The organism is Sphingomonas sp. S6 (assembly GCF_043498045.1).
Lineage (GTDB): Bacteria > Pseudomonadota > Alphaproteobacteria > Sphingomonadales > Sphingomonadaceae > Sphingomonas.
The window spans coordinates 137,043-155,292 of the sequence record NZ_JBIEOE010000004.1; the positions used below are offsets into that span (position 1 = coordinate 137,043).

At 69.0% G+C, this 18,250-nt stretch carries 20 protein-coding genes and 1 tRNA gene; 10 read left to right on the plus strand and 11 right to left on the minus strand.

Annotated elements, in window-relative coordinates; translation table 11 throughout:
- Positions 1–12 precede the first annotated feature (12 nt).
- The 3 genes from ACGVWT_RS08385 to ACGVWT_RS08395 are packed head-to-tail and all read right to left on the minus strand — an operon-like array spanning position 13 to position 2,836.
- Positions 13–1,095 (minus strand): NAD(P)/FAD-dependent oxidoreductase, encoded by a 1,083-nt coding sequence (locus tag ACGVWT_RS08385; RefSeq protein WP_315460934.1) that lies wholly within the window; start codon positions 1,093–1,095, stop codon positions 13–15.
- Positions 1,074–1,763 (minus strand): methyltransferase domain-containing protein, encoded by a 690-nt coding sequence (locus ACGVWT_RS08390; protein ID WP_315460933.1) that lies wholly within the window; start codon positions 1,761–1,763, stop codon positions 1,074–1,076. Before ACGVWT_RS08390 ends, ACGVWT_RS08385 begins: the two co-directional genes overlap by 22 nt.
- Positions 1,760–2,836: a type III polyketide synthase gene (locus ACGVWT_RS08395; protein ID WP_315460932.1), complete on the minus strand. Its 1,077-nt coding sequence runs from the start codon at positions 2,834–2,836 to the stop codon at positions 1,760–1,762. The genes ACGVWT_RS08390 and ACGVWT_RS08395 overlap by 4 nt, the downstream gene beginning before the upstream one ends.
- A gap of 222 nt (positions 2,837–3,058) precedes the next feature.
- Between ACGVWT_RS08395 and ACGVWT_RS08400 the strand changes: the two genes are divergently transcribed.
- On the plus strand, positions 3,059–3,547 hold the full coding sequence (locus ACGVWT_RS08400) for a hypothetical protein (RefSeq protein ID WP_116460192.1): 489 nt from the start codon (positions 3,059–3,061) through the stop codon (positions 3,545–3,547).
- A 31-nt stretch (positions 3,548–3,578) separates the two neighbouring features.
- On the opposite strand, the gene ACGVWT_RS08405 is transcribed toward ACGVWT_RS08400, so the two are convergent.
- Positions 3,579–3,665: transfer RNA gene (locus ACGVWT_RS08405), tRNA-Leu, on the minus strand.
- A gap of 123 nt (positions 3,666–3,788) precedes the next feature.
- On the opposite strand from ACGVWT_RS08405, the gene ACGVWT_RS08410 reads away from it, so the two are divergent.
- Positions 3,789–5,153 carry an MATE family efflux transporter gene (locus tag ACGVWT_RS08410; protein WP_315460931.1) on the plus strand — a complete coding sequence of 455 codons (1,365 nt, stop codon included), beginning with the start codon at positions 3,789–3,791 and terminating at the stop codon, positions 5,151–5,153.
- Here ACGVWT_RS08410 and ACGVWT_RS08415 read toward each other — a convergent pair.
- Positions 5,122–5,910 (minus strand): MJ0042-type zinc finger domain-containing protein, encoded by a 789-nt coding sequence (locus ACGVWT_RS08415; RefSeq protein WP_315460930.1) that lies wholly within the window; start codon positions 5,908–5,910, stop codon positions 5,122–5,124. The two genes, ACGVWT_RS08410 and ACGVWT_RS08415, sit on opposite strands and share 32 nt — an antisense overlap.
- A 181-nt stretch (positions 5,911–6,091) precedes the next feature.
- Here ACGVWT_RS08415 and ftsE point away from each other — a divergent pair, with 181 nt between their 5' ends.
- From ftsE to ACGVWT_RS08435, 4 genes are read left to right on the plus strand one after another with little or no spacing between them, the layout of a single operon-like run.
- Positions 6,092–6,802, plus strand: a complete 711-nt coding sequence (gene ftsE / locus ACGVWT_RS08420) for a cell division ATP-binding protein FtsE (RefSeq protein WP_315460929.1) — start codon at positions 6,092–6,094, stop codon at positions 6,800–6,802.
- Positions 6,799–7,683, plus strand: coding sequence for an ABC transporter permease (locus tag ACGVWT_RS08425; RefSeq protein ID WP_315460928.1), 885 nt, complete (start codon positions 6,799–6,801; stop codon positions 7,681–7,683). The genes ftsE and ACGVWT_RS08425 overlap by 4 nt, the downstream gene beginning before the upstream one ends.
- 13 nt (positions 7,684–7,696) lie before the next feature.
- Entirely contained in the window at positions 7,697–8,233 is a 537-nt protein-coding gene (locus ACGVWT_RS08430; RefSeq protein WP_116460197.1) for a YdcF family protein, read from the plus strand.
- Entirely contained in the window at positions 8,230–8,913 is a 684-nt protein-coding gene (locus tag ACGVWT_RS08435; RefSeq protein WP_315460927.1) for a lysophospholipid acyltransferase family protein, read from the plus strand. Before ACGVWT_RS08430 ends, ACGVWT_RS08435 begins: the two co-directional genes overlap by 4 nt.
- A gap of 264 nt (positions 8,914–9,177) precedes the next feature.
- Here ACGVWT_RS08435 and ACGVWT_RS08440 read toward each other — a convergent pair whose 3' ends face one another.
- Complete coding sequence (locus ACGVWT_RS08440; RefSeq protein WP_315460926.1) at positions 9,178–10,083, minus strand: prephenate/arogenate dehydrogenase family protein; 906 nt, start codon at positions 10,081–10,083, stop codon at positions 9,178–9,180.
- Entirely contained in the window at positions 10,083–11,189 is a 1,107-nt protein-coding gene (hisC, locus tag ACGVWT_RS08445; RefSeq protein ID WP_315460925.1) for a histidinol-phosphate transaminase, read from the minus strand. The genes ACGVWT_RS08440 and hisC overlap by 1 nt, the downstream gene beginning before the upstream one ends.
- A 75-nt stretch (positions 11,190–11,264) precedes the next feature.
- Here hisC and ACGVWT_RS08450 point away from each other — a divergent pair, with 75 nt between their 5' ends.
- The 4 genes from ACGVWT_RS08450 (at position 11,265) to ACGVWT_RS08465 (ending at position 13,912) form a co-directional block, all read left to right on the plus strand.
- A complete protein-coding gene (locus ACGVWT_RS08450; protein ID WP_116460201.1) occupies positions 11,265–12,395 on the plus strand; it encodes a homoserine O-acetyltransferase in 1,131 nt (376 codons plus the stop codon).
- A complete protein-coding gene (locus ACGVWT_RS08455; RefSeq protein ID WP_315461024.1) occupies positions 12,395–12,835 on the plus strand; it encodes a GNAT family N-acetyltransferase in 441 nt (146 codons plus the stop codon). Before ACGVWT_RS08450 ends, ACGVWT_RS08455 begins: the two co-directional genes overlap by 1 nt.
- A complete protein-coding gene (gene metW, locus ACGVWT_RS08460) occupies positions 12,832–13,419 on the plus strand; it encodes a methionine biosynthesis protein MetW (protein WP_315460924.1) in 588 nt (195 codons plus the stop codon). The genes ACGVWT_RS08455 and metW overlap by 4 nt, the downstream gene beginning before the upstream one ends.
- A gap of 85 nt (positions 13,420–13,504) precedes the next feature.
- On the plus strand, positions 13,505–13,912 hold the full coding sequence (locus ACGVWT_RS08465; RefSeq protein WP_116460204.1) for a response regulator: 408 nt from the start codon (positions 13,505–13,507) through the stop codon (positions 13,910–13,912).
- Here the strand turns inward: ACGVWT_RS08465 and ACGVWT_RS08470 are convergent.
- From ACGVWT_RS08470 to ACGVWT_RS08485, 4 genes are read right to left on the minus strand one after another with little or no spacing between them, the layout of a single operon-like run.
- On the minus strand, positions 13,909–15,432 hold the full coding sequence (locus ACGVWT_RS08470) for a sensor histidine kinase (protein ID WP_315460923.1): 1,524 nt from the start codon (positions 15,430–15,432) through the stop codon (positions 13,909–13,911). The two genes, ACGVWT_RS08465 and ACGVWT_RS08470, sit on opposite strands and share 4 nt — an antisense overlap.
- Positions 15,433–15,446: 14 nt before the next feature.
- Positions 15,447–16,028 carry a single-stranded DNA-binding protein gene (gene ssb / locus ACGVWT_RS08475; protein WP_315460922.1) on the minus strand — a complete coding sequence of 194 codons (582 nt, stop codon included), beginning with the start codon at positions 16,026–16,028 and terminating at the stop codon, positions 15,447–15,449.
- A gap of 17 nt (positions 16,029–16,045) precedes the next feature.
- Complete coding sequence (locus ACGVWT_RS08480) at positions 16,046–17,908, minus strand: ferrous iron transporter B (RefSeq protein ID WP_315460921.1); 1,863 nt, start codon at positions 17,906–17,908, stop codon at positions 16,046–16,048.
- Between the two features lie 13 nt (positions 17,909–17,921).
- Complete coding sequence (locus ACGVWT_RS08485; protein ID WP_017980472.1) at positions 17,922–18,194, minus strand: FeoA family protein; 273 nt, start codon at positions 18,192–18,194, stop codon at positions 17,922–17,924.
- Between the last annotated feature and the right edge of the window lie 56 nt (positions 18,195–18,250).

Consider the following 18,250-nt stretch of genomic DNA (forward strand, 5'->3'; position numbering starts at 1 on the left):
ACCGATGGCGGTTCAGCCCGCCACCCGCGTCGCGCTGGCGATCAGTCCGATGAGCCCGGGCGGCGCCAGTGCCACGCCCAGTGCTGCCCAGCGCCGCTCCGCCAGAGTCCGGATCGCCCCGGCGACCGCCATCGGCCGGATCAGCTGCCGCGCGAACCGCGTCTGCCACGCCGCCGATCCGGCGGGGCCGTCGCGCAGGCAGGCGTCCGCGGCGCTGATCCCACTCGCCAGCGCGATGCCCATGCCTTCGCCGGCCAGGCTGGGGATGACGCCCGCCTGGTCGCCCAGCCGGAACAGTCCCGCCGCGCCACCGCGCTCGCGCCAGCCATAAGGCACGTTGGCGATCGCATCGATCGGCGCATCCGACGCGCGATAGGCCAGCCGTTCGCCCAGCCGCGGATGCGCCGCGCCCAATGCGTCCAGCAGCGCGGGCAGGCTGCCCGCTTCGTGCAGGCGCGACCGGTGCACCGCCATGCACAGATTGGCGCTGCCATCCTCCTGCAAGGCGATGCCGGCATAGCCGCGGTCGAACAGATGCAGCTCGATCCGCCCGCGCAGCGCCTGCTCCAGCGCGGGGGCCGGGCCCAGCCGGACGCGCACGCCCAAGGTCGGGTCCGTGCCGCGCGCCTCCGCCGGCCGGGCGAGGCCGCGCAGGTCGTGCTTGCCGGTGGCGAGGAACAGCGCGTCGCCGCGCAGCGGGCAGCCTTCGTCCAGCCACACGGTATCGCCCTCCACCCGGCGCACGGTGACGCCGGTTTCCAGCCCCGCACCGCTCGCCTGCGCCTGTTCGCGCAGCAAGGTATCCAGCCGCCGCCGCGACACGCCGACGGCGGGGCGGGGCAGGCGTGCGGTCCGCACGCGCTTGCCCGCGAACAGCACCACCTCGGTCAATCGATCGCGATTGAGCGCATCGGCCTCGATCCCCAGCGCCTTCAGCCGATCGAGCGTCCGCCAGCTGACGAAGCCGCCGCACAATGCGTCGGCCGCCGCATGCCGCTCGAGCAGCAGCGGCGTCACGCCACCGCGCGCCAGGCGGATCGCCGCGGCCGATCCGGCCGGCCCGCCGCCGACGATCAGCGCAGCCGTTCGACGCATAGCCGGAAGGGAAAGGCGCGAAACACGCGCGCGTCGGTGATGCCCGCCTCGGCGAGCAGCGGTTGCCATTCGGCCGGGCGATAGGAGCGCGCGATCGACAGCGTGCCGTCGTGCCGTACGATCGGATGCCAGCGCGCCAGCGAGGCGAGCAGCGGAAAGCCCGCATGCGCGAACCAATGCCGGTGCAGGTCGTTGACCAGCCACCCGCGCGTGGCTTCGGCCTCCATGAAGCGCAGGAAGGCGATCAGCTGGTCGTGCGTCATGTGATGCGCGACCAGGCTCGACAGGATCACGTCCCATCCGGCGCCCGCCAGATCGGCATAATCGCCGGTGATCCAGCGGATCGGCAGTTCGGGCGGGGTATGCGCACGCGCCGCTGCCTCGCTGCGCGGGTTGAGATCGACACCGACCAGTTCGACCGGCAGCCGCCGCTTCGCCGCCCAGCGCGCGATCCGCCGCAGCATGTCGCCATCGCCGAAGCCGACGTCCAGAATGCGCAGCCGATCGGCGCCGCGCGCGGCACGCGTCAGGAAGCGCAGCGTCGGCCGCGCCGCCATCGTGACGACGTTGACGCGGGCAAGGTCGGCGACCACCGCGGCATAGACATCCGCGGGCAGATCGTCCGCGTCCATCAGTTCGTCCGCCTGGGCGCGGGTGGCGAGCGTCATGCCACGAACCGCAGCCGCAATCCCTCGGCGGCAAGCCCGGGACCGAAGGCGAGCGCGACGCCCTGTTCCACCGCGGGCGGGGCGGCGAGCAGTCTGGCCAGCACGAACATCAGCGTCGCCGACGACATGTTGCCATTGTCGCTCAACACCGCGCGCGACGCCGCCAGCGCGGTGCCGTCGAGCGCCAGCGCGCCCTGCACCGCATCTAGGATCGATCGTCCGCCGGCATGCACTGCCCAGAACAGGTCCTGCGCCGGCGCGCCGTCGGTCAGCGTCGCGACCAGCGCGGGATCGTGCAACGCGGTGGCGATGCGTCCCGGCACCGCCCCATCGAGGTGCATCGCGAAGCCGGTGTCCGTGATGGTCCAGCGGATCAGCGCTTCGCTGTCGGGCAGCGTCGCGGCGAAGGGCGCGCCCAGCATCAGGCCGCGCGCGTCGGCATCGGCGCTCGTCACCAGCGCCGCAGCGGCGCCGTCGCCGAATTGCAGCATGGCGAGCAGGGGCTCGATCTCGTGCGTCGCCTGCAGGTGGAGCGTCGACAGCTCCACCGTCACCACCAGCACGCGGGCGGTGGGGTCGGACCGGACGATATGCCGCGCGGTGCGCAACGCGACCACCGCGGCATAGCAGCCCATGAACCCGATCAGCAGCCGCTCCGCGGTCGGTAGACCCAGCCGCGCGGCGATGATCTGGTCGATCCCCGGCGCGACGAAGCCGGTGCAGCTCGCCACGACCAGATGGGTGATGCCGTCTAGCTCCACGCGTGTCGCCAGATCGTCGATCGCGGCGAGAGCCAGCGCCGGCGCAGCCTCGGCATAAATCGCCATCCGCGCCGCCGTACCGGGCAGCGCGTCCGCATAGAATCCGCCCGCATCAACGGGGCTGCGCCCCGCGCTGCCCGGCAGGACCGACCAGCGATGCGTGATACCGGCGCGCGCGGCCATGCGATCGAACAGCGCGGCATGGCGCGGCTCGACCTGGGCCTTGGCCCAGCCGATGAAGGCGTCGTGGATGTCGTTCGCGGGCACGGCCGTACCGATGGCGCGCAGGCAGGCATAAGACGGGGGCGGCACCGGGGTCCTTCAGATGTCCGCCGAAACGGCGAGCAACAGACATAAACGCGCCAACACCAAAATGGATGCATGCAATTTGCGCGCGCCGACAATTTCCATGCGGCGGCGATTGGTGCATTTCGGTCGCATCGGTTATGCGGAAGACGACCGGGAATTTCTTGTGTTTCCCGATGGATGTCGCATAGATTTCGGTTCGACAACCAACGCTTTGGGGGGCGCCGGATGGCGGGGGAATCCATTGCCGGGCTGGTCAAGGACCTGACGGCACAATTGTCGGCCATCGCCAGTGAATTTGGCGCGCGTGCCGATCGGCTCGCGCAGGGCGATATCGGCGACGAGACCGACGACCGGCCGAACCGCGACGAGGCGGCGGCGGCGCCCGACGCGCGCGAGCTCGCCAAGCAATTGCTGGCGCAGCGCATGGCGCGTTTCGATCATTTTCCGGCCGAACTGTTCCACGAGCCCGCGTGGGACATGCTGCTCGCGCTGTTCGTCGCGCATGAGGAACGGCGGACGTTGAACGTCAAGGCGCTGGTCGGCACCGCGCATACGCCGGTCACCACGTCGCAGCGCTGGATCGATCATCTGCACAAGCTGAAGCTGGTCGATCGCGTCATCGATCCGCACGACCGGCGGCGGATGGAGGTTTCGCTCAGCGACACGGGCCAGACCGCGGTCCGTGCCTATCTGCGCCGGCTGGGCGCCGCCTGACCGACAGGCGTTCTGCTCGATTTTCGAAAAGTGGTGCGGCCGAGAAGACTCGAACTTCCACGGGCTTTCGCCCACAACGACCTCAACGTTGCGCGTCTACCAATTCCGCCACGGCCGCACGTGATGAGAATACCGGGCGGAGCCGGCATCTGGCAGGCGCAGGCCCCTAGCAAAGCGTTTCATGCTCCGCAAGCGCCCCTTTTTCGTTTTCGCGGCTCCCCCGCTCCGGTAGCGCGGGGCCATGACGGTCCGCCAAGCTCTTTCGACCCATGGCGAAACCCGGCGCCTGTTGGCGCTGGCCTGGCCGGTGGTGCTGACCAGCCTCAACTGGACGCTGCTGCAGGTGACCGACGTCATGGTCGTCGGCCTCGTCGCGACCGAAGAGGTGGCGGCGCTGGGCGCCAGCCGCGCGCTGGGCTTCGTCGGCATCGTCGCGGGGCTTTCCTGGTTGTCGGGCGTGCTGGTGATGGCGTCGCGCGCCGACGGCGCGGGCGACCTGCCGCGCACCGGCGGCGTGCTGCGCGAAGGCCTCGTGCTGGGGCTGCTGCTCGGCGTCGCGATCGGCGGGCTGTTCCTGGTCGCCGCCGAGCCCCTGCTCGCGCTCGTCGGTGTCGCGGCGGACCGGATCGACGAGAGCGCCCGCGTCGTCCGCGCCTTTGCCATCGCCTTTCCGTTTCAGCTGGTGAACGTCGCTGCCGCTTTCTTCCTGGAAGGGGTCAGCCGTCCCGGCCGCGTCGCCGCAGTCAATCTGTCGATATTGCCGGTCAATGCCGTGCTCGCCTGGGCGCTGTCGGCAGGGCATCTCGGCCTGCCCGCGCTGGGGGCGGTGGGGGCGGCGCTCGCGACCAGCATCGCCTCGCTGCTCGGCGCCGCCGGCATGGTGGCGAGCGCGCTCACCCTGCCGCGCGCCCGGACACGCGAAGTACGGCGCACCGACCGTGCCGCCTGGGCCAGCGTACCGCGCGGCGTCGTGGCGCTCGCCGCCTTCGGCCTCGTTCCTGCGATCGCTTCGGGGCTGGAGCTTGCCGGCTTTTCGATCCTGATCGCGCTGTCGACGCAATTGGGCGACGTCGCGGCCCATGCCTTTCAGATCGTCTTTTCGATCCACAACGTCACCTTCGCCATTGCGATCGGACTGGGATCGGCGGCGGGGGTGCGCGCGGGCAATGCGGTGGGGGAGGGGCAGCCGGCCGCCGCCATCCCGCGCACGCTGATCGCGGTCGCGCTGGCGATCGCGGCGCTCGGTCTGCTGGTGCTGGTCTTGTGGGCCGCGACGCCGGGCATCGTCGCGCTGTTCCCGGCGACGGCGCCTGTCCATGTCCTCGGCACCGCGATGCTGGCGGTCTGGGCGCCGTTCATCGTCTTCGACGGCATTCAGGTCGTGCTGATGTACGCCTTGCGCAGCCTCGGCGATCAGGTGGTGGCGGGGATCAACAGCATCCTCGCCTATTTCATCGCGTCAGGCGGCCTTGGCTGGTGGCTGGTGCATCACGGCATGGGACCGATGGCGCTGGTCTGGGCGTCGGGCCTCGGCATGGTGGCCGCCGCGGTGCTGCACGGCGGCCGGTTCGCGTTCATGGGTTGGCGGCTTCGCCGGCAAAGCTGAGCTCCAGCCGCTTCGAATTGGACGGCACGTCCAGCTTCGCCGAATTGAAGTCGATCGACGCGCCCGGGTTGAGCGTCCGCTGCTGCGGATTGATCGTCCAGCTGTAGACGATGCGGCCCTGCGCATCGCGCAGTTCGGCACGGATATCGGGCACGCGCTGCTTCTCGGACGACGGGTTGGTGATCTGGCCGCTGACCGCGAACAGTTCGGATCCGTTTTCCAGCTCGCGCCGCTCGATCGGATTGTCCTTCAGCCGCAGCGGCGATTCGTCGGTGCCCACCGGCAGGCCGACGCGCGCGAGCAGCCCCGGCGCGCCGACGAACAGGATCGCGCCGATCCCGGCGATCAGCAGCAGCCCGACCAGCACCGCGATCACCGTCCAGCGGCGCAACGTGTTGCGGCGCGGCCGGAACGGCGGGCGATGCGCGAAGGCGTCATAATCGGGTGCGGCGACGACGGGCTCGGGGGCGGCGACGCGCGCGCCCGGCAGCACCGCGGGCTCCAGGAACGGCGGCGGCGCCTCCTCGTCGGGCGCGTCGGGCAGGTCGAAGCGCGGCTGTTCCGCCATGACGGGCGGCGGCGGAGGAGGCGGAGGGGGTGGGGGTGGGGGTGGGGCAAGCGCCTCTGCCTCGGGCACCGGCGGTTCCTGGAACCAGCTGTGCCGGCAATTGGCGCAGCGCACGGTGCGGCCCTCCACCCCGATCGCGCTGTCGGGCACCAGATAGCGGGTGCTGCATTCGGGACATTCGAGGATCATGCGCGACGCTTTACGACAGATGGCCGTGCGGGGAAGAGACCTCCGCGGGATGGCGGCGATTGTAAGCACGTGCGCCGCCTGCGTGGCAAGCTTGAAGCCGCGGCGTCGCCATGCGAAGGCTTGCGCGAACACGGCCGCTGACGGCCCTTGGCACCTATAGGGAGCGGTTGCGGCCAGGCGCATGGCAAATATCGTGCAGTTCGAAAATGTTGGGCTGCGGTACGGCACCGGGCAGGAAACGCTGTCCGATATCAGCTTCACGCTGACCAGCGGCGCCTTCTACTTCCTCACCGGGGCGAGCGGCGCGGGCAAGACCTCGCTGCTGAAGCTTCTCTACCTCGCACAGCGGCCCAGCCGCGGCATCATCCGTCTGTTCGGCGAGGATGCGGTGACGATGCCGCGCGCGCGCCTGCCCGGCTTTCGCCGCCGCATCGGCGTCGTCTTCCAGGATTTCCGGCTCGTGCCGCACCTGTCCGCCTGGGACAATATCGCGCTGCCCCTGCGCGTCGCCGGGGTGGAGGAAGCCGATATCGAACAGCCGGTGCGCGAAATGCTCGCCTGGGTCGGGCTGGCCGACCGTGCCGGCGCGCGGCCCGCGACGCTGTCGGGCGGCGAGCAGCAGCGCGTCGCCATCGCCCGCGCGGTGATCGGCCGCCCGGAAGTGCTGGTGGCGGACGAACCGACCGGCAACGTCGATCCCGACATGGCCGATCGCCTGATCCATCTGTTCGAATCGCTCAACAAACTGGGCACGACCGTCGTCGTCGCGACGCACGACCTGCACCTGCTCAGCCGCGTCGCGGGCGCGCAGATGATGCGGCTCGACAAGGGGCAGCTGCTCGATCCCACCGGCTCGCTGCGCTACCCGCCGACGCCGAAGGGTTTGGAATGACCGCGGGCGGCACCAACCGCGCCGACCGCCGCGTGCTCGACGAGGCCGGCGGCTTTCGTGCGATGACGGGGGTGATGGCGATCATGCTGTTCCTCACCCTGCTCGCCGCCGCGCTCGGCCTCGGCACGCGCCAGTCGGCGACGGCGCTCGAACGCCAGCTTGCCGGACGGCTCACCGTGCAGGTGGTCGATGGCAGCCCGATCGCGCGCGATGCCGTCGCCGCGCGGATCCTCGCCGTGCTGCGCGCGCTGCCCGACGTGCGCCGCGCGACGCCGGTGCCGCGCGCCGAGCTGATGCGCCTGCTCGAACCGTGGCTGGGGCGCAGCGACGCCGATCCCGACCTGCCCGTACCCGCGATGATCGACGTCGACCTGGCCGACGGCGCCGACGCCGGCCGGATCGTCGCGGCGGTTCACGATATAAGCGCGACGGCCCGCATCGACCGTCACCAGCGCTGGATGTCGCCGGTCGGCAGCTTCCTCGACACGCTGACCTGGCTCGCGCTCGGCCTCGTCGCGCTGATGCTGGCGGCGACCGGTGCGGTCGTCGTCCTCGCGGCCCGTGCAGGGCTGGAAACGCATCGCGCGACGATCGAGGTGATGCACATGCTCGGCGCAACCGACGTGCAGGTCGCGCGCCTGTTCCAGCGCCGCCTCGCACTGGATGCGGCGATCGGCGGGGTGGCGGGCAGCGTCGCCGCGCTCGCCATGCTGCTGTTCCTCGCCACGCGCTTCGCCGCGTTGGGATCGCAATTGCTCAGCGGCATCACGCTGACCGTGGGCGACTGGGCGCTGCTGTTGCTGCTGCCGGTCGGCTTCGTCCTGCTCGCCACCCTCATCGCGCGGGTAACGATCGTCGCGGCGCTGCGGCGGACGCTATGACGGGGCACATCCTATGATCGTCCGGCTGCTGGGGTTCGCCGCGCTCGGCTGGTGTCTGGGCTTTGCCGCCTTCATGCTGTTGCTGCCGCCGCCGCTCACCGGCAACACCACCGATGCGATCGTGGTGCCGACCGGCGGGGCGGGGCGGATCGACCGCGGCATCGCGCTGTTGCAGGCGAAGCAGGCGCGGCGGATGCTCGTCACCGGCGTCGCGCCCGGCGTGCGGCCGATCGACCTCGCCCGCACCTATCACACCTCGCCGGCGCTGTTCGCCTGCTGCATCGATCTGGGCGCCGACGCCGTCGACACCCGTTCGAACGCCGAAGAGACCGCCGCCTGGGTCAAGACGCACGGCTATCGCACCGTCCGCCTCGTCACCTCCGACTGGCACGTGCCGCGCGCGCGGATGGAGCTGGCGGCGGTGCTGGGCCCGGGCGTCATCGTGATGGGCGATGGCGTGCCCAGCACGCCGCGGCTCGGCACGCTCGTCAACGAATATAACAAGCTGCTGCTGCGCCGCTTCGCGCTGTGGCTGGGGATCGGGGCATGAACCGCCTGCGTACGCTTATCTTCTCGCTGTTCTTCTATACCCTGTCGGTGCCGATCGTGCTGGCGGTGCCCGTGTCGGCGCTCTTCGGCCGGCGTGCGGTGATGCGGCACGCGCATGTCTGGGCGCAGATGCACCGGCTGCTCTATCGCACCATCATGGGCATCCGCGTGGTCGTGGAGGGGCAGCGCCCGGCAGGCCCCGTCTTCTACGCCGCCAAGCATCAGGCGATGTTCGAAACGCTGGAGCTGCAATTGCTGCTCGGCGGCCCGGCGATGGTCATCAAGCGCGAACTCAGCCGCATCCCCTTCTGGGGCTGGGCGGCGTTGCAATATGGCGGCATCGTCGCCGATCGCGAAGCGTCGGCTACCGCGCTGCGCGCGATGATGCGCGATGCCAAGGCGCTGAAGGCGGAAGGCCGCTCGATCCTGATCTATCCCGAGGGCACGCGCGTCGCGCCGGGCGAACAGCCTCCGCTTCAATCGGGCTTCGCCGGCCTGTATCGCGCGCTGGGCATGCCCTGTGTGCCCGTGGCGCTGAATACCGGTGTGGTCTGGCCCCGGCATGGGCCCAAGCGCCCGGGCGTGGTGACGATCCGTATCGGCGACGTCATCCCCGCCGGCCTGCCCCGCGACGCAATCGAGGCGCGCGTCCACGCGGCGATCAACGTGCTGGACGTGTAGGATCGGGTCGTCGGCAAGTGGCTGGCAAACATAGCAAATAATGCGGAGGCTGTCCTACAGCCGTTCCGCCAACTACAGCTCTCGACTCCGTCATTGCGAGCGGAGCGAAGCAATCCAGAGCCGGAGCAGGACGCCCTGGATTGCCACGCTACGCTCGCAATGACGGCTGCGGCTCTGTCTCATCATCACAGAAACCGAAACGATAGGCCTCTAACGGTTCCGTTCAGGTGTTCATGTTGTCTACGTTGCCGTAAGCGGAAAGCCTCAGTGACTCCGCCCGAAGTCCGGCTTGGCGTCGTCCTGCCCCTGTTCGATGATCGACCGGCGGATCGCCCGCGTCCGGGTGAACAGGTCGAACAGCTGGTCGCCGTCGCCCCAGCGGATCGCGCGTTGCAGCATCGTCACGTCCTCGGTCAGCCGTTGGAGGATCTCCAGCACCGCCTCGCGATTGTTCAGGAACACGTCGCGCCACATCGTCGGGTCGGACGCGGCGATGCGGGTGAAGTCGCGGAAGCCGCCCGCCGAAAATTTGATCACTTCGCTCTGCGTCACCTCTTCCAGGTCGCTGGCGGTGCCGACGATCGAATAGGCGATCAGGTGCGGCACATGGCTGGTCACCGCCAGCACCAGGTCGTGATGCTTGGGCGTCATCACCTCGACCTGCGCACCCAGCGCCTCCCAGAAGGCGCGCAGGCGCAGCGTCGGCGCCTCAGGCGTACCCTCTTCGGGGGTCAGGATGCACCAGCGTCCGCGGAACAGCGTTGCGAACCCGGCCTCAGGCCCGCTATGCTCGGTGCCGGCGACCGGATGGCCCGGTACGATCGTCGCGTGCGGCAGCACGGCGCGCAGCGCGGCGAGGACGCTCTCCTTCGACCCGCCGACATCGCTGACGATCGCGTCCGCGGGCAGGTCGTCGGCGAACTCCGCCGCCACTGCGCCCATCGCGCCGACCGGCACGCACAGCATGACGAGGTCGGCATCGATCACCGCCGCGCCCGCCGTGTCGGCGATGTCATCGGCCAGCGCGATCCGCTCCGCGATGCTGCGCACCTCGGGCGACGCGTCGTAACCGGTGATCCGCACCGTCGGCATATGCGCCCGCACCGCGCGCGCCACTGACGACCCGATCAGCCCCAGCCCGATGATCGTGACGCGGGCGAAAGGGAGCATCAGCCGGCCTTTTCCACCTCGGCGCGCAGCACGTCGACCACCGCGCGCATCTCGTCTTCGGTGCCGATCGTGATGCGCAGCCCGTGGGGAAGCCCCTGGCCGGGCAGCCAGCGCGTCGCATAGCCCGCCGCCATCAGCGCTTTATACGCCTCTTCCGCGGTCAGAGTGCCCTCGAACAGCACCAGCACGAAATTGGCCTTGCTCGGCACCGCGCGCAGGCCCGGCCGCGCGTCGACCTGTTCGCTGAACCACCCGCGCCACTGGCGGTTATGCTCGCGGCTGTGCGTGACGAAGGCCGCATCGTTCAGCGCGGCGATCGCGGCGGCCTGCGCCCCGATGCTGAACGCGAACGGCGCACGGATGCGGTGCATCGCATTGATGATCTCCGCCGACGCATAGCCCCAGCCAACCCGCTCGGAGGCGAGGCCGAAGATCTTGGAGAAGGTGCGCGTCACCAGCACGTTGGACTGCGTGCGCGCCAGCTCCAGCCCGCCGTCGTCATCCTCCGGCTCCAGATATTCGGTATAGGCCTGGTCGAGTACCAGCAGCACCGACTTGGGCAGCCCGGCGTGGAGCCGTGCGATCTCCTCGCGGGTCGTATAGGTGCCGGTCGGATTGTTCGGGTTGGCGACGAACACGACCTTGGTCTTGTCGGTCACCGCAGCCAGGATCGCGTCGACGTCGGTCGCATAGTCGCGATCGGCGACGATCACCGGCGTCGCGCCCACGCGCCGCGTCGCGATCTCGTACACGGCAAAGCCGTAGCGGACGTGGATGATCTCGTCGCCCGGCCCGGCGAAGGTGCCGGCGGCCAGGTGCAACACCTCGTCCGACCCGGTGCCATAGATCAGCCGCTCCGCCTCGACGCCGTAATGGCTGGCAAGCGCGCCGCGGAGGTCAACCGCCGCGGCGTCGGGATAGCGCTCCAGATGCCCCGCCGCACCGCGATACGCCGCGCGCGCGCCCTCGGGCGTGCCGAACGGATTCTCGTTCGACGACAGCTTGACGACCTTGCGGCCGTCCTCGCTGGTGGCGCGACCGGGGATGTAGGGGGCGATGCCCAGGATCCAGGGCTTCGGGGCGGGGGCGGTTGTGGTGTCCGACATGGCCGCGAGCCTTAGCGGGGCGGCGCCGACGTTGACAACTTGCTTCCACGCGCCCCCCGCCGTAGCGATGCGCGCATGAGCGAGGATGTGCGTTTCGGCTGCGGGCGACAGGCGACGCTGCCGGGGCCGCTGCGCCTCGATGGCGGCACGTTGCTGTCGCCGGTCGAGATCGCCTACGAAACCTATGGCACGCTCGATGCCGATGGCGGCAATGCGATCCTGATCTGCCACGCGCTGACTGGTGATCAGCACGTCGCCTCCACCCATCCGCGCACCGGCAAGCCCGGCTGGTGGACGCGCCTCGTCGGCCCGGGCAAGCCGATCGATCCGGCGCGCGATTTCGTCATCTGTTCGAACGTCATCGGCAGTTGCATGGGGTCGTCGGGCCCGGCGAGCATCAACCCCGCCACGGGGCGACCCTGGGGCATGGCCTTCCCGGTCATCACGATCCGCGACATGGTGCGCGCGCAGGCCATGCTGCTCGACCATCTCGGCGTCGCACGGTTGAAGGCCGTCGTCGGCGGCTCGATGGGGGGCATGCAGGCGCTCAGTTGGGCGGCGACCTTCCCGACCCGCGTTGCCGCCGCGGTCGTCATCGCCTCGACCGCGCGCCATTCCGCGCAGAATATCGCCTTCCACGAGGTCGGCCGCCAGGCGATCATGGCCGATCCCAAATGGCGCGGCGGCGACTATTACGATGGCGATCCCCCCGCCGCCGGCCTCGCCGTCGCGCGCATGGCCGCGCACATCACCTATCTGTCCGAAGCCGGCCTCACCGAAAAGTTCGGCCGCCGTCTGCAAGCGCGCCCCGGCAAGCAGGACGGCGCCAAAAGCTTCGGCTTCGACGCCGATTTCCAGGTCGAAAGCTATCTGCGCCATCAGGGCCTTGCCTTCGTCGACCGGTTCGACGCCAACAGCTACCTCTACATCACCCGCGCCCTCGACTATTTCGATTTGGCCGAGGAACATGGCGGCCTGCTCGCCAACGCCTTTCGCGGCACGGCGACGCGTTTCTGCCTGGTCAGCTTCGACACCGACTGGCTTTACCCGACACTCGAATCGCGCAACATCGTCGCCGCGCTCAACGCCGCCGGCGCGCCGGTCAGCTTCGTCGAACTCTCCAGCCCCTATGGCCACGACGCCTTCCTGCTCGACGCGCCCGAGATGAACCGCGTCATCGACGGTTTCCTGAAGGGCGGGCGATGATGGACCTTGGAATCGACCTCGACGACGACAAAGCGCGGCTTGACGTCACGCGTATCCACGGCTGGCTCGCGTCGAGCTATTGGTCGCCGGGAATTGAGCGCTCGCTGGTCGAACGCGCCATCGCCGGCTCGCACTGCCTCGGCGCCTATGCTGGCGGCGAGCAGATCGGTTTTGCCCGCGCGATCACCGATCACGCGACCTTCGCCTGGATCGCCGACGTCTGGGTCGACGACGCTGTCCGCGGACAGGGACTGGGCCGGCGCATGGTCGGCTGGTTCGTCAATCATCCTGCCTTTGCCGGTATCCGCCGCATCGGCCTCGTCACCGCGGACGCGCATGGCGTGTACGAAGCGCTTGGCTTCCACGCGCTGCTGCGCCCCGATCGCTACATGGAGCGGTTGTCGCCCGAAGCCGCCACGTTGCTGAGGGCCGCGTCATGACCCTGCGCCCCGACCTTGCCGTCATCGCCGGGCACGTCGCGACGGGATCGCGCGTGCTCGACATCGGCTGCGGCGATGGCGCACTGATGGCGGCGTTGCGCGACCAGCGCGGTTGCGACGCGCGCGGTCTGGAGCTCGACGCGGGCAATGTCGCGGCGGCGGTGGGGCGCGGGCTGTCGGTGATCCAGGGCGACGCCGATATCGATTTGGCCGCCTATCCCGATCGCAGCTTCGATTATGCGATCCTCAGCCAGACGCTGCAGACCGCGCGGGCGCCAGACGTCGTGCTCGATCATCTGCTCCGCATCGGCCGGCGCGCGTTCGTCAGCTTCCCCAATTTCGCGCAATGGCGCATCCGCCTGTCGCTGCTGTGGGGTGGGCGGATGCCGGTGACGCGGCAATTGCCCGAACAATGGTATGACACGCCCAATATCCACCACGTCACGATCGACGACTTCCGCGCCTTCCTGAAAGCGCGCGGCGTGACCGTGGAGGGGGCATGGTTTCTGTCGGGCGACCGGCAACGCAGTTCGGCAGCGGCCAACTTGCTGGCACAGCATGCGGTTTTCCTATTGCGGCGTTGACGGTATGCGTCCGTATCGAACATAAAACCGTTCGGTTCGGAACAAACCTATGTGAAAGCGGTTTCATGGCCCCGAGCCAGGATGGATGATGACGAAAACCGCACTGATCGTCGAGGATGAGATTTTTGTCGCCCTCGACCTGGAGCGTATCCTGGTCGATGGCGGCTATCAGGTCGTCGGCATCGCCGCGGACGCGGAAAGCGCGTTGCAGGCGGCACCGGGCTGCGGCTTCGCCTTCGTCGACGTCAACCTGCGTGACGGGCCGACCGGCCCGCGCATCGCGGAGCAGATTGCGCGCGATTATGGCGTGAAGGTCGTCTTCGTCACCGCCAATCCGGCACAGATCGATTGCGGGCGAGACTGCGCGCTGGGCTATATTCGAAAACCGTTTAGCGAATCGGCGATCCTCGCCGCGGCGGCTCTTGCGGCGGAGGGGCAGTCGCCCGCCGCCAATGACGATATCGTCCTGCTCGATTCGACCCGCCAGGCCTAAGCGCGGTTCAGCGTCACAATCGGCACGCGGACCGTCACGACCAGTCCGTCCGGCTTCCATTCGCGTGTCACCAGTCCACCGAGTTGCCGCACGGCGGATAGTTCGATCAGCTGGCTGCCGAAACCGTGCGGCGCATCGGGCGCAGCGACCGAGGGACCGCCGCGTTCGCTCCAGAACAGCACCACGTCCGCGTCGTCGCGCGTGACGGTCACGTCGACGGCGCCGTCGTCGCTCGACAATGCGCCATATTTCATCGCGTTGGTGGCGAGTTCGTGGAACAGCAGCGCGAGCGGGGTGGCCGAGCGATCGTCGATCGTGACCGCATCGCCGCTGACCGTGATCGGCTGATAGTCCCCGCGCCGATAGGGTTCGAACAACTCGCTGAGCAGGCCGTAGAGCGAATTCTGCTGCATCGCGGGCCGCGAATTGGGGCTGTGTGGCCGCACGAAATCGTGGGCGCGACCCAGCGCGATGATCCGGTCGCGTAGGTCGGCGGCGGCCGGCGCAAACTCTGGGCGTGCGCGCGCCGCGAACGAGATCAGACCGGAGATCACCGAAAAGATGTTCTTGATCCGGTGCGACAGCTCCTGGCTGATCAATTCGCGCTCGTGCAGCGCCAGTTTTTGTTCGTGGATGTCGGTGCAGGTGCCGAACCAGCGCGTGATCTGCCCGTCCGTGTCGCGGATCGGCAGCGCCCGGCCGAGGACCCAGCGATAGGTACCGTCGGCATGGCGCAGGCGGTATTCGATCTGATACGGCGCACCCGTTTCCAGCGAATGGCGCCATATCTCCCAGGCGCGGGCCTGATCGTCGGGATGAAACATGCCGTTCCAGCCCTCGCCATCGGTCGATCCGTCCGGCACGCCGGTGAATTCATACCAGCGCGCATTGTAATAATCGTGGAAGCCGTCGGGCAGTGTCGACCACACCATCTGCGGCATCGTGTCCGCCAGCGTGCGGAAGCGATCCTCGCTGTCGGACAGGCGTTGGCGCGTGTCGCGATCGGTGCGGCGCCACGTGGCGGCATCGCGGCTGTCGCGCAGCCGAGCCATCACCGCCTCCGCCAGCGTTCCCAGCCCCTGCCGCTGCAGGGCGGTCAGCCCCTCGGGCCGGGGCCGGGTGTCGAGCACGCACAGCGAGCCGAGCGGCACGCCATCGTCGGCGACCAGAGGTGCGCCGGCATAGAAGCGGATGTGCGCCTCGCCCGTCACCAGTGACATGGCCGAAAAGCGCGTGTCGCGCGTCGCGTCGGGCACCACGGTGATGCCGTGTTCCATCATGGCGAGCGCGCAGAAGGACGTGTCGCGCGGCGTTTCCGTCATGTCGACGCCGGTGTGCGATAGGAAGGTCTGGCGTGTCGCCTCGACCAGGCTGATCAGCGCGATCGGAGCGTCGCACAGCGCGGCGGCAAAGTCCGTGATCCGGGTGAGCGCGGCATCATCGCGCAGCGACTGCGGGTCGTGCGCGGCGAGGGCTTCGGCCCGGCGTGTCTCGCTCGCCGGTTCACAGACGGGTGTCATCGCTGAACGACGGCTCAGAACGGCACGTCGTCGTCGAGATCGTCGGCGAAGCCGCCGCCCGGACCACCACTCTGCCCGCCGCCGAAGCCACCGCGGCCGCCGCCGGATGCACCACCAGACGCACCGCCGCGGCTGCCGCCGCCACCGTAGCTGCCGCTCGACCCACCACCGAAGTCGTCGCCGCCGCCCCAGTCGTTGCCGCCACCGCTACGGCCGCCACCGCCGCCGCCGCCCTGGCCGCCATTCGGACCGTCGAGCATGGTCAGCACGCTGTTGAAGCCCTGCAGCACGATCTCGGTCGAATATTTGTCCTGACCGTTCTGGTCTTGCCATTTGCGGGTCTGGAGCTGGCCCTCGATATAGACCTTCGATCCCTTGCGCAGGAATCGCTCGGCGACGTTGGCGAGGCCTTCGTTGAAGATCGCGACCGAATGCCATTCGGTCTTTTCCTTGCGCTCGCCGCTGTTGCGGTCCTTCCACGATTCGGACGTGGCGATGCGCAGGTTCACCACCTTGCCGCCGTTCTGGAAGCTGCGGCTTTCGGGGTCGCGCCCCAGGTTGCCGACCAGAATGACCTTGTTGACGCTGCCCGCCATGAAATGCCCCGAAATGCCTATAGGCCGGCGAACACCGCCAGCCAGTATGTGATACCGGCCATGATGTAGGCGGCGGCGAACAAATAGCCAACCATGAACAGCGGCCACTTCCACCCGTTCGTCTCGCGCCGGGTCACGGCGATCGTGCTGATGCACTGCGGCGCAAAGACGAACCACATCAGGAAGGCGAGCGCGGTCGGCAGCGTCCAGCGGCCGCGAATCTGGTCGGTGATGCGGTCGGTGCCGCTGCCGTCCTTGTCGTCGATCGCATAGACCGTGCCGATCGCCGACACCGCGACCTCGCGCGCCGCCATCGCCGGCAGCAGCGCGAGCGCAATGTCGCGATTGAAGCCGATCGGCTTGACGACATATTCGATGCCATGGCCGATACGGCCGGCGACCGAATAATCGACCGGACTGATCCCGCTGCCCTCTGGCGGCTTGGGGAAGCTGAGCAGCAGCCACAGCACCACGGTCGTCGCCGCGATGATCGTGCCGGCGCGTTTCAGGAAGATCACCGCGCGCTGCCACAGCCCCAGCGCGACGTCGCGCATCCGCGGCATCTGATATTTGGGCATTTCCATCATGAAGCCCGACGATGCGCCCTTGGTGACGGTACGCCGCAGGATCAGCGCGGCGACATAGGCGCCGGCGATGCCGGTGATAAGCAGCCCGAACATCACGACGCCCTGCAACCGGACGAAGGGGAGCAGCGGCGTGTTGGGGATCATCGCGCCGATGATCAGCGTGTAGACCGGCCAGCGTGCGCTGCACGTCATCAGCGGCGCGATCAGGATGGTGGTCAGTCGGTCCTTCTCGTCGTCGATCACGCGCGTCGCCATGATGCCGGGAACGGCGCAGGCGAAGCTCGACAGCAGCGGAATGAACGCGCGCCCCGACAGGCCGACGGTCGCCATCAACCGGTCCATCAGGAACGCCGCGCGGACCATATAGCCCGACGATTCGAGCACGAGGATGAAGAGGAACAGGATCAGGATCTGCGGCAGGAAGACGATCACCGCGCCGACGCCGGCGATCAGTCCGTCGGTCAGCAGCGAGCGGACGAACCCGTCGGGCATCGCGCTCTTGATCGCATCCTGCAGCGCGCCGAAGCCGGCATCGATCGCGTCGGCGGGCACGGTCGCCCAGGTGAACACCGCCTGGAACATTACGAACAGGATCGTCACCAGCAGCAGCGGCCCCGCCACCGGGTGCAGCGCCACCGCGTCGAGCGCATGCGCCCAGCGTCGCCCCGCCGTCTCCGACACCGTCGCCGCCGCGGCGATCTGCCGCGCGCGGCGTTGCAGCGTCACGATATCGTCGTCGATGCTGCCATCCGAGGGGCGCAGGCGCGTCGCCGCCCCGCCGACCAGGATCGATCCCAGCGCCGCCCGCAGGCCGTCGAGCCCGCGCTTGCGCACCGCGACGGTCGCGATCACCGGTACGCCGAGCTCGCGCTCCAGCACCGTCGCGTCGAGCGTCAGTCCGTCGCGTTCGGCAAGATCGACCATGTTGAGCGCGACGACAACCGGCAGGCCGAGCGCGATCAGCTGCAAGGTGAAGCGCAGATGGTTGTCGAGATTGGCCGCGTCGACCACCACCACCAGCGCGTCGGGCAGGCGTTCCAGGCTGCTCGCGCCGGTGACGACGTCGCGAGTCACGCGTTCGTCAGGACTGGAGGGTTCGAGGCTGTACGCGCCGGGCAGGTCGATCAGCTCGACCGGACGACCATCGTCCAGCACCAGCCGGCCCGAATGGCGCTCGACGGTGACGCCAGGATAATTGCCGACCTTCTGCCGCGCACCCGTCAGCGCGTTGAACAGCGCGCTCTTGCCGGCATTGGGATTGCCGACCAGCGCCACCAGCGGGGCTGCATGCACGGGCTGCGTCGGCTTATTCGGCGCCGGCCGGCAGCGCGACGTGGACGGCGCCGGCGACCGCGCGGCGCAGCGCGACGGTCATCCGCCCGATCCGGCAGGCGATCGGTCCGCTGCCCAGCGATGCGCGGTGCAGCACCTCGACCGACACGCCCTCATCGAAACCCAATTCGCGCAACCGACGCGCCTCGGGCGCGGCGAGTCGCGCCCAGTCGATCCCTGCCACCGTCGCCGGCTGACGCCGGGGCAGCGAGACGAGATCGAGGGATGGCGTACGCGACATATCCATGCTGCGAGTGATTATCATTTACTCAGGGGCGAGTAAAGGGTGCGTCTCCGACCTAT

Excerpts from the sequence above, each read along its gene's own strand:
- ACGVWT_RS08450 (WP_116460201.1), top strand. The coding sequence starts at position 11,265 with ATGAGCGAGGATGTGCGTTTCGGCTGCGGGCGACAGGCGACGCTGCCG.
- ACGVWT_RS08400 (WP_116460192.1), top strand. The coding sequence starts at position 3,059 with ATGGCGGGGGAATCCATTGCCGGGCTGGTCAAGGACCTGACGGCACAA.
- ACGVWT_RS08470 (WP_315460923.1), bottom strand. The coding sequence starts at position 15,432 with ATGACACCCGTCTGTGAACCGGCGAGCGAGACACGCCGGGCCGAAGCC.
- ACGVWT_RS08415 (WP_315460930.1), bottom strand. The coding sequence starts at position 5,910 with ATGATCCTCGAATGTCCCGAATGCAGCACCCGCTATCTGGTGCCCGAC.
- ACGVWT_RS08425 (WP_315460928.1), top strand. The coding sequence starts at position 6,799 with ATGACCGCGGGCGGCACCAACCGCGCCGACCGCCGCGTGCTCGACGAG.
- ACGVWT_RS08465 (WP_116460204.1), top strand. The coding sequence starts at position 13,505 with ATGATGACGAAAACCGCACTGATCGTCGAGGATGAGATTTTTGTCGCC.
- ACGVWT_RS08385 (WP_315460934.1), bottom strand. The coding sequence starts at position 1,095 with ATGCGTCGAACGGCTGCGCTGATCGTCGGCGGCGGGCCGGCCGGATCG.
- ACGVWT_RS08390 (WP_315460933.1), bottom strand. The coding sequence starts at position 1,763 with ATGACGCTCGCCACCCGCGCCCAGGCGGACGAACTGATGGACGCGGAC.
- ACGVWT_RS08435 (WP_315460927.1), top strand. The coding sequence starts at position 8,230 with ATGAACCGCCTGCGTACGCTTATCTTCTCGCTGTTCTTCTATACCCTG.
- metW (WP_315460924.1), top strand. The coding sequence starts at position 12,832 with ATGACCCTGCGCCCCGACCTTGCCGTCATCGCCGGGCACGTCGCGACG.
- ACGVWT_RS08440 (WP_315460926.1), bottom strand. The coding sequence starts at position 10,083 with ATGCTCCCTTTCGCCCGCGTCACGATCATCGGGCTGGGGCTGATCGGG.
- ACGVWT_RS08485 (WP_017980472.1), bottom strand. The coding sequence starts at position 18,194 with ATGGATATGTCGCGTACGCCATCCCTCGATCTCGTCTCGCTGCCCCGG.
- ACGVWT_RS08430 (WP_116460197.1), top strand. The coding sequence starts at position 7,697 with ATGATCGTCCGGCTGCTGGGGTTCGCCGCGCTCGGCTGGTGTCTGGGC.
- ACGVWT_RS08410 (WP_315460931.1), top strand. The coding sequence starts at position 3,789 with ATGACGGTCCGCCAAGCTCTTTCGACCCATGGCGAAACCCGGCGCCTG.
- hisC (WP_315460925.1), bottom strand. The coding sequence starts at position 11,189 with ATGTCGGACACCACAACCGCCCCCGCCCCGAAGCCCTGGATCCTGGGC.
- ssb (WP_315460922.1), bottom strand. The coding sequence starts at position 16,028 with ATGGCGGGCAGCGTCAACAAGGTCATTCTGGTCGGCAACCTGGGGCGC.
- ACGVWT_RS08455 (WP_315461024.1), top strand. The coding sequence starts at position 12,395 with ATGGACCTTGGAATCGACCTCGACGACGACAAAGCGCGGCTTGACGTC.
- ftsE (WP_315460929.1), top strand. The coding sequence starts at position 6,092 with ATGGCAAATATCGTGCAGTTCGAAAATGTTGGGCTGCGGTACGGCACC.